4 protein-coding genes and 2 pseudogenes are annotated in these 9,241 nt (G+C 68.6%); 5 read left to right on the forward strand and 1 reads right to left on the reverse strand.

Annotated features, from left to right (window positions below):
* Positions 1 to 303: 303 nt before the first annotated feature.
* From ACWDEN_RS47400 to ACWDEN_RS47420, 5 genes and pseudogenes are all read left to right on the forward strand, one after another.
* Positions 304 to 1,839 (forward strand): cytochrome ubiquinol oxidase subunit I, encoded by a 1,536-nt coding sequence (locus ACWDEN_RS47400; protein WP_450864300.1) that lies wholly within the window; start codon positions 304 to 306, stop codon positions 1,837 to 1,839.
* A 21-nt stretch (positions 1,840 to 1,860) separates the two neighbouring features.
* Positions 1,861 to 2,808 (forward strand): annotated as a pseudogene (gene cydB / locus ACWDEN_RS47405) (cytochrome d ubiquinol oxidase subunit II); the annotation flags it as partial.
* Positions 2,809 to 2,916: 108 nt separating this feature from the next.
* On the forward strand, positions 2,917 to 4,254 hold the full coding sequence (locus ACWDEN_RS47410; protein ID WP_450864304.1) for an NAD(P)/FAD-dependent oxidoreductase: 1,338 nt from the start codon (positions 2,917 to 2,919) through the stop codon (positions 4,252 to 4,254).
* Between the two features lie 44 nt (positions 4,255 to 4,298).
* Positions 4,299 to 5,810 (forward strand): MFS transporter, encoded by a 1,512-nt coding sequence (locus tag ACWDEN_RS47415; RefSeq protein WP_450864302.1) that lies wholly within the window; start codon positions 4,299 to 4,301, stop codon positions 5,808 to 5,810.
* Positions 5,811 to 5,966: 156 nt separating this feature from the next.
* On the forward strand, positions 5,967 to 6,509 hold the full coding sequence (locus ACWDEN_RS47420) for a TetR/AcrR family transcriptional regulator (protein WP_450864306.1): 543 nt from the start codon (positions 5,967 to 5,969) through the stop codon (positions 6,507 to 6,509).
* 390 nt (positions 6,510 to 6,899) lie between these two features.
* On the opposite strand, the pseudogene ACWDEN_RS47425 reads toward ACWDEN_RS47420, so the two are convergent.
* Positions 6,900 to 7,157, reverse strand: a pseudogene (locus ACWDEN_RS47425) (FUSC family protein); the annotation flags it as partial.
* Positions 7,158 to 9,241 lie beyond the last annotated feature (2,084 nt).

The following is a 9,241-nucleotide window of genomic DNA, read 5'->3' on the forward strand; positions in this document are numbered from 1 at the left end:
CCTCCTACTTCAACCCCCTGGGCACCCTCACCATGCCCCAGGTCGTCAAGGCCCAGAAGCTCGACGCCGCCTTCCAGGAAGTCCTCGACGACCCCACCGCCGAGGAAGCCCTCTCCCACCCCGTCCTCAAGCCCCTCCTCGCCCAGGCCGCCAGCTGACCCGCTGACCCCCACACCCCTGGGAGGGAGCGACCATTCCCGCTTCCTCCCAGGACCTCGATCGCTAACCGCAGGTGACTTTGTGAATGTATTCACTTTCACAAAGTCGCCTGGCGGATTCCCTGGAGAGGGAGTACCTAGGCCCATGTCCCCCGACGTGATAGCCCGCTGGCAGTTCGGAATCACCACCGTCTACCACTATCTCTTCGTGCCGCTGACGATCAGTCTGGCCGGCATCACGGCCGGTCTGGAGACGGCGTGGGTGCGCACGAGCAAGGAGAAGTACTTCCACGCCACCAAGTTCTGGGGGAAGCTCTTCCTGATCAACATGGTGATGGGCGTGGTCACCGGCATCGTCCAGGAGTTCCAGTTCGGCATGAACTGGTCGGCGTACTCCCGCTTCGTGGGCGACATCTTCGGGGCGCCGCTGGCGATGGAGGCGATCATCGCCTTCTTCTTCGAATCCACCTTCATCGGGTTGTGGATGTTCGGCTGGGACAAGCTTCCCCGCCGCCTGCACCTCTTCTGCATCTGGATGGTGTCCCTCGGCACCGTGCTGTCGGCGTACTTCATCCTGGCGGCGAACTCGTGGATGCAGCACCCGGTCGGCTACCGGATGGACCACGGCCGACCCCGGTTGACCGACTTCGCCGAGGTGCTCCTGCAGCCCACGGCGGTGTTCGCCGCCCTGCACGCGCTCACGGCCGCCTTCGTCACCGGGGGAGCGCTCGTGACCGGCATCGCCGCCTGGCACCTGTGGCGAGCGAAGCGCACCCAGGCCCGGGGCGGCGTGGTGGAGTCGGGACGGGTCAGCGTCATGCGGACCTCCCTGCGGGTCGGCCTCGCCGTGCTCGCCGTCGCGGGCTTCGCCACCGTCCTCGACGCCGACGCCCTCGGCAAACTGATGATCGACCAGCAGCCGTTGAAGATGGCCGCCGGTGAAGGTCTGTGGAACACCGCGGCGAACGCCCCGTTCTCGCTGTTCGCCGTCCCGAACGTAGGCGAGCACCAGAACTCCGTCGACATCGACATCCCGTACGTGCTGTCGTTCCTCGCCCACAGCAACCCGCACACTCCCGTCACCGGCATCAACAACGCGGCGTCGGCCATGGCGGCGCAATACGGCGGCGCACCGGGGGACTACCTTCCCAACGTCCCGCTGGAGTACTGGTCGTACCGTTTCATGATCACATTCGGGATGGTGTCCGTCGCCATCGGCGCGGCCGGGCTGTGGCTGACCCGCAACCGGCGCTGGATCGCCCCGCACTTCGTCACCCGGCCGGACGAGGTCCCGCACCTGATGCTCACCAAGAACCGGGTCCTCGGGCCGGTGCTGACCAAGTGGGCCTGGCGGGCCGCCGTCTGGACCCTGGGATTCCCGCTGATCGCGAACTCCTTCGGATGGATCTTCACCGAAACGGGCCGCCAACCGTGGGTGGTCTACGGCCTGATGCGCACCTCGGACGCCGTGTCACCGGGGGTGAGCGCCGGAGAGATGCTCACCACCTTGATCGGTTTCACCCTCCTGTACGGAATCCTCGCCGTCATCGAAGTCAAGCTGATGGTCAAGTACGCCACGGCCGGGCCCCGGCTCGACGAGCAGCCGCCGCAGCGTGACCCCCGGTTGCGCGGTCCGTCCTCCGCCGAGGACGACGACAAGATCCTCACGTTCGCCTACTGACCAGCCGTCAGGACTTTCGCCATGCACCTCCACGACTTCTGGTTCCTGCTCATCGCCTTCTTCTGGACGGGCTACTTCGTCCTGGAGGGCTTCGACTTCGGCGTCGGCGTGCTCACCAAGCTCCTCGCCCGTGACGAGCCCGAACGCCGCGTGCTGCTGAACACCATCGGTCCCGTCTGGGACGGCAACGAGGTCTGGATGATCGCGGCCGGCGCCGCGACCTTCGCCGCCTTCCCGGGCTGGTACGCCACCCTGTTCAGCGGCTTCGACCTACTCCTGTTCGCCGTCCTGGTCTGTCTGATCGTGCGGGCGGTGGGCTTCGAGTACCGCGCCAAGCGCGACAGCGTCCGCTGGAAACGGAACTGGGAGCACGCCATCTTCTGGTGCTCACTGCTGGCGCCGCTGCTGTGGGGGCTGGTCTTCGCCAACATCGTCCACGGCGTGGCCATCGACCGGCGGCACGTCTACACCGGCGGCCTGAGCGGCCTGTTCCACCCGTACGCGCTGCTCGGCGCTGTGACCCTGCTGGCCGTCTTCACCGTCCACGGAGCGGTGTTCGTCGCGCTCAAAACGGTCGGCGACATCCGTGACCGTGCCCGAACTCTCGCCCTCAGGCTCGGCGTGCCGGCCACCGCACCCGCCGCTTCCTTCCTGCTCTGGACACAAGGGGACCGTGGCAACAGCCGCAGCTTGGTGACGGTGCTCGTCGCGCTGGTGGCCTGGAGCATCGCACTCGCTTGCACCAGGGCTCGCCGGGAGGGGTGGGCGTTCACCTTCTCCGCCGCCACGGTGGCGGCCACGGCAGCCACGTTGTTCCTGACGCTCTATCCCGACGTCATGCCGTCCACGCTGAACCCGGCCTGGAGTCTGACCGTCACCAACGCGTCCTCCTCGGCGTACACGCTGGGGATCATGACGTGGGTGGGCGCCGTCTTCGCGCCGCTGGTCATGGGCTATCAGGCCTGGACGTACTGGGTGTTCCGCAAGCGCATCGGCACCCAGCACATCCCGCGGGCCGACTCATCCGGACCCGCTTCCGCACGCTCTCACGTCCCCTCTCACGCACAAGGAACCGTCATGACCCTTGCCCCTGTCCCGGACAGGCCGCGCATCCTCATCGCCGGCGGCGGCTACGTCGGCCTCTACACCGCGATGCGCCTGCTGAAGAAGCTGCGCCGCAGCGAGGCGACCGTCACGGTCGTGGACCCCCGCTCGTACATGACCTACCTGCCCTTCCTCCCGGAGGCGGCAGCCGGCAACGTGGCCCCGCGCAACCTGGTCGCCTCGCTGCGCGGCGTTCTGACCGGCGCGGAAGTGGTCACCGGCCACGTCGTCTCCGTCGACCAGGCGGACAAGGTCGCCCACGTCAGCACCGCGGCGGGTGACACGCTCGAGCTGCCTTTCGACCACCTGGTCGTCGCGCTCGGCTCGGTCTCCCGCACCTTCCCGATCCCCGGCCTGGCCGAGCACGCCATCGGCATGAAGTCGGTCGAGGAGGCCATCAGCCTGCGCAACCACGTCCTGGCCCAGCTCGACCGGGCGGACTCGACGTCGGACGAGACGGTGAAGCGCAAGGCGCTGACCTTCGTCTTCGTGGGGGGAGGCTTCGCCGGCGTGGAGACCATCGCGGAGGTCGAGGACATGGCCCGCGACGCCGCCCGTAACTACCGCACTGTCAGTAGGGAGGACATGCGCTTCATCCTGGTCGAGGCCGCCGGTCGCATCTTGCCGGAGATGGGTGCGGACCTCGGTGTCTGGACGATGGAGAAGCTTCAGGCACGCGGCATCGAGGTGTACCTCGAGACCTCCATGGAGTCCTGCGCCGACCAGCACGTGGTACTGGCGAACGGTGTCGAGACGGACGCCTCGACGATCGTGTGGACCGCCGGCGTCCGCCCCAACCCCGCTCTGGCCCACTTCGGCCTGCCGCTCGGCCCGCGCGGCCACGTCGACACCCTGCCCACGCTGCAGGTCAGGGACTTCGATCACGTGTGGGCCGCAGGCGACAACGCCCAGGTTCCCGACCTGGCCGGCGAACAGGGCGCGTGGTGCCCGCCCAACGCGCAGCACGCCGTACGACAGGCCCCTGTGCTGGCCGACAACGTGATCGCCGCTCTGCGCGGACGACCGGTGAAGGAGTACCGGCACAAGAACCTCGGCGCGGTGGCCGGCCTCGGCCTCCACAAAGGCGTCGCGATCCTGTTCAACAAGCTCAAGCTCAAGGGACGGCCGGCGTGGTGGTTCCACCGGCTCTACCACGGCAGCCGTGTCCCGACGCTGAACCGCAAGATACGCGTGTTCGTGGACTGGTTCCTGGCCTCCCTGCTCAAGCGGGACACCGTCGGCCTCATCGAACTGGAGCACCCGCGCGACCCGTTCACCGAAGCGGCCACGCCGCCCCGCAGCCGTACCTGATCCCTTCCCCCCTTTGTGTCTGTCCTTGCTGGAGGGCTGTCCCCATGTCCCAGAACGCCATCGCCGCCGCTCGCGGCGCTGAGGCCGCACCTGAGAATGCGTCTGTCGACCCGTCGCACCAGCGCCGCTGGTGGATCCTGCTTGTCATTTCCCTGTCCATGCTGATGGGTGTCCTCGACGGCACCATCGTGAACATCGCCCTGCCGTCCGCCCAGCACGACCTCGGCTTTTCGGACGCCGACCGGCAGTGGGTGGTCACCGCCTACGCGCTGGCCTTCGGCAGCCTGCTGCTGCTCGGTGGCCGAGTCGCGGACCTGGTCGGTCAGAAGGTGACCTTCCTGGTGGGGCTGGCCGGCTTCGCGGCCGCTTCCATGGTGGGAGGTGCGGCGAACGGTTTCGCCATGCTCGTCGTCGCGCGCGCCGTCCAAGGCCTGTTCGCCGCCCTGCTGGCCCCGTCCGCGCTGTCGCTCCTGATGACCACCTTCACCGATCCGCGCGAGCGGGCGAAGGCCTTCACTGTCGCGGGATCGGTCGCCGGTGCCGGCGGAGCCATCGGCCTGATCCTCGGCGGGGTGCTGACCCAGTACCTGGACTGGCGCTGGACCATGTACGTCAACGTGGTCTTCGCGGGGGTGGCGTTCGTCGGTGGGGCCGCTCTGCTGCACCGCACGCCGCGCGACACGTCCTCCAAGCTCGATGTCCTCGGCACTCTGCTGGTTTCCATCGGCCTGTTCTGCCTGGTGTACGGGTTCTCGAACGCCGAGACGCACGGCTGGGGCTCGCCCGCGACCTGGGGCATGCTGGCGGCCGGAGCCGTACTGGTTGCCGTCTTCGTGTGGTGGCAGACCAGGGCGGCGTATCCGCTGCTGCCCCTGCGAGTCTTGCTGGACCGCAACCGCGGTGCCTCCTTCGCCGCCCTCTTCGTCACCGGCGCGGGCATGTTCGGCGTGTTCCTGTTCCTGACCTACTACCTGCAGCAGAGCCTCGGCTACAGCGCCCTGAAGACGGGCTTCGCCTTCCTGCCCATGATCGTGGCGTCATCGTCCGCGTCGGCGGTGGCCAACAACGTCCTGGTACGGCGCATAGGTCCCAAGCCGGTGGTTCCGCTGGGGATGGCCATCGCGGCCGCCGGCCTGGTGTGGATGACCACGCTGGACCTGGGCAGCGGATACATGACGCAGGTGCTGCCCCAGCTGGTGCTCGTCGGCGTCGGACTGGGCACGGTGATCGCGCCCGCGATGAGCCTGGCCACCTCCGGCGTGGCCGCGGCCGATGCCGGAGTCGCGTCCGCCGCCGTGAACACCGTCCAGCAGGTGGGTGGGTCCATCGGCGTCGCCCTGCTCAGTACGATGGCATCGGACGCCGCCACCAACTACCTCTCCGGCCGTGACCCCAAGGACCCCGGCGTCCTGGCGCAGGCCGGTCTCGAGGGTTACTCCACTGCGTACTGGTGGTCGGCGGCCGTCTTCGTGGTGGGTCTGGTGGTGACCGTGCTGCTGTACCGCCGTGGTGTGCCGCAGCACGACGAGAGCGCCGCACCCGCCGTTCACATGTGACGCACGCCGCGGGAGTCGTACGGACTTGGGGCTTCTCTCTTCCTCTACTATGAGACAAGATGACTCATAGTGGCCCTGTGAGGTGGATTGTCCCACAGAAAGGTGGAGTAGATGCAAGTCAGAACTGATCCGCGTCTGTTGCGCAGTCGCGAGGCCATGGTCGCGGCGGCCACCGAGTTGCTCACGGAGGGCGGGCTGGAGGCCGTGACGCATCAAGCGGTCGCCGCCCGTGCCGGCGTCGGCAGGGCCACGGTCTACCGGCACTGGCCCGGCCTTCTCGAGCTTCGCCTGGCCGCGCTGGAGGCCGGCATGCCCCCACTGCCCCCGGTGCCCGAGGAGATTCGGGCTGCTTCCGGTCACGATCCGCGAGCCGAGCTCATCCATAATCTGGGCGTCCTCGCCGAGCGGCTGGACGACGAGAATACCGGTGCCGTTCTCGTCGCGGTCATCGGTGGCTCACGGAACGACGAAGGCATGCGTCACCTCCGGCAGACGCTGATGACCCAGATCGCCGAGGCCGTGCGTCCCGCTGTTGCCGCGGCCGTCGAGCGCGGCCAGCTCCGGTCCGACGTCACTGCCGAGACCATGGCCATGGCCACGGTCGGCCCCCTGTTCTTCGAGCGCTTCATCGCTGGGAACCGTCTGGGGCGTGACACGGTGGAGATCGTCGTGGATGCCGCTCTGCGGGCCTGGGCCTAGGCGAGGCCTAGGCACTGCCCGGCGCATGATCTCCTCCGGAGCCTGCGGTGTCGGCCAGGATCTCGGCTGTAACGGCGTCGCAGACCTGCTCGGCGGCTGTGATCGTTGCCTCCCGGTCCGGAAGGGTGCGCTTGGGCGGGAGAGGTTCGGCGCGGGCCTGAGCCGCCGGGCGTCGGCCAGGCAGCGGTAGGCGGCGCGGCGCAGTGTCTGGCGCTGGGCGGACGTGGCGTTCGGCGCCAGGTCGCGGTAGCGGCGGACGGCGATCAGAGCGGCTTCGGTCTGCGTCGCGGCCCAACTGCCGGCGGAGTCCGGCCACACCAGGAAGTTCGCCACCAGCACGATGGCCGCGGCCAGGGTGGTGTCCAGGATGCGGGTGCCGTACAGCGTCCGGTGGTCTCCGAGCAGATCGACGAGGACGAAGACGATCCCGGTCAGACCGGTGGCGGCGACGGCATAGTGATGGCGGACGCCTACGGCCATGAGCGCGCCGAAGACCGCCACCGTCCCGATGAGTGCGTACGGGGTGTTGCCGGTCAGCAGGGCGACCGCACCGATCGCGGCGACGCCGACGACCGTGCCGACGCAGCGGTGCACCGCCCGGCGCAGGACGGGGCCGAAGTCGGGCTTGTAGATGAAGGCCACGGTCATGGGCAGCCAGTAACCTCGCGGGCCATGCAGCAGGACGGCGCTGATGTGGGCGACGAGGACACAGGCAGCGAGCAGAACGGCGTACCGCGGACGGACGGTCCGACCTGGGCGCGGGCGTGCCGGTACCGACAGGACCACATCCGCGCCGGCTTCCGCGTCGGCCGCCCCGCACAGTTCCAGCAGCGACGACACCGCGCAGGGCGGCGGCGAGCGGAAACCCCGCGCGCGCTGCGCTCAGGGCACGGCGCAGCCACTTGGTCACAGCTGTTCGTGGACGCCGCCACCGCCGGGGTTCTGCTGCGGGTGCCATGAGGGTGGGTCCTGGTTGTGGTGACGATTGTGTCGTCTAGGGCGGACAGTCTCTGACAGTAGGAGGCCGATACACCCGCGGAGGTGTGCCGCGGGGCTTCGGTACCGGCCGGGGACTCCCGTGTTCGGCATGCACGTGGGGGCCGGAGGTGTCGGCTTCGCGGCAAAAGCCTTCCCTCGAGTCGCGCCAGCGGCTTTGGTGTCGTGCTCGCGCCGAGAGCACCCGGGCGTTCGGACCGGCGTGCCGCTGGGCGTGGCGGCTGCCGGTGGACTGTTTCTGGTGTGCGCCGGCGCCATGCGCACGCACCTGAGCATGAAGGACGCCCCCAAGGCCCTTATCCCGGCTCTGCTGTTCGCGGTAGTGGCCGCAGCCGTAGTGATCACGCGACTTGCCAGTTCCTGAGCGCCGTCACGCCGCAGTTCATCGGCCGCCCGGGACCCGGGGAGGCGACCGAGCTTGCCGGTCGCCTCGTCGCGTGTGGCGGTGGGACTGGCCGGCACCTGGGCAAAGTCCTCGGGCGGTCTGAAGTGGTAGATCCATATAGTGTGGCCGGTATCCGGAATGTCATAGCCTCGCTCGTCCTTGTCGTCCCGCCGCCCGGCTGCTGAGAGTCGTCCTCCAGCGGTGCTCCGTCTGCACCCGTCGGCCGAAGCCCCACGTGCACGCGGCCGGTCCGACGGTGTGCTCGCCTTACCAGCGAGCGTGGCGCACACGACCCAGCAAGGTGCGTTCGAAGTGCTGGGCCACCAGCTCGGCCGCTGCGTCGGCGCCCTGGCCAGGACCGCCTCGAGCACGCGTTGGTGCTCACCGGCGACATCACGGTCGAGGTCGCGGCCGATGGGCCGCGACCACCGGCGGTAGAGGGTGGCTGCGTCCCGCAGGCCGCCGGCAGGCGGCTGTTTCCGCGTCCCTGGAACAGGGGCCGGGGGAACTGTCGTCTTGGTGCTACGTAGCAGGGTGAAGGCTGCAATCTACTTCGCCGAGTCCTTGTTCCAGGCCGTGCAGGTGGCTGAGGGCCTGCTCTGCGCCGGGGCGATGGACCGGAACATCTGCAGTGGACGTCATATCCCGTTCGGGAACCACCCCAAGCGGCGCCTCCACTGCGGACTCGACGCGACGCCATGCGTACGCGAGGCGGGCCTGGCACGAGGTGTCCGGGCCGTGGCGACAGCGACGAGACCGCGCGTGTGCGGGTCGGATTCAGTGAGCAGCGCCAGTACTTGGCGAGCCCGAGTTTGCGCGCCCGCAGCGGGCTCAGCGCACGCATCAGCGGCGCCGGCGCCTGCCGTACACGCCTCAAGAGCGCTTCGAGCACCGCCGTGCGAGGCGGGTGGTGACAGGGCAGGGCGAACGCCACGGCGAGCGTCGCCCCACCGGGCGCCCGGGGGAGCGACAGTCCTACCCATGCTGGCAGCCGACGACGGTGGGCTACGGAGGCGCAGCTGTGTGACAACGGCATGGAAGTCGGCCGCCAGGTCCGCAGCGCTCCAGCCGGGGCCGGACCAGAGCTCGGCGTGATCACTGCTGCGGAACCGGTTGCGTATGTCGAATGGGAAGCTCGATTCAGTGCGGCATACACCGTATGGAAGCGCCTAAGGCCCTGTTCAGGGCGCGGTGAGGCGAGTCACAGTGAGACAAGTTGACTCATAGATGGTCTGTGAGGCAATCTGTCTCACAGAGGGGGTCGCGAAAGCGCAGAACTCGCGACTACCCGCAGATGCCGTAGATGCCACCGCATTCACGCATAAGTGCTATTGGAGGAAACCATGACCGC

It is taken from the genome of Streptomyces sp. NPDC001153 (assembly GCF_053598315.1).

Coding starts and splice junctions, on each gene's coding strand:
- ACWDEN_RS47400 (WP_450864300.1), top strand. CDS start 304: ATGTCCCCCGACGTGATAGCCCGCTGGCAGTTCGGAATCACCACCGTC.
- ACWDEN_RS47410 (WP_450864304.1), top strand. CDS start 2,917: ATGACCCTTGCCCCTGTCCCGGACAGGCCGCGCATCCTCATCGCCGGC.
- ACWDEN_RS47415 (WP_450864302.1), top strand. CDS start 4,299: ATGTCCCAGAACGCCATCGCCGCCGCTCGCGGCGCTGAGGCCGCACCT.
- ACWDEN_RS47420 (WP_450864306.1), top strand. CDS start 5,967: ATGGTCGCGGCGGCCACCGAGTTGCTCACGGAGGGCGGGCTGGAGGCC.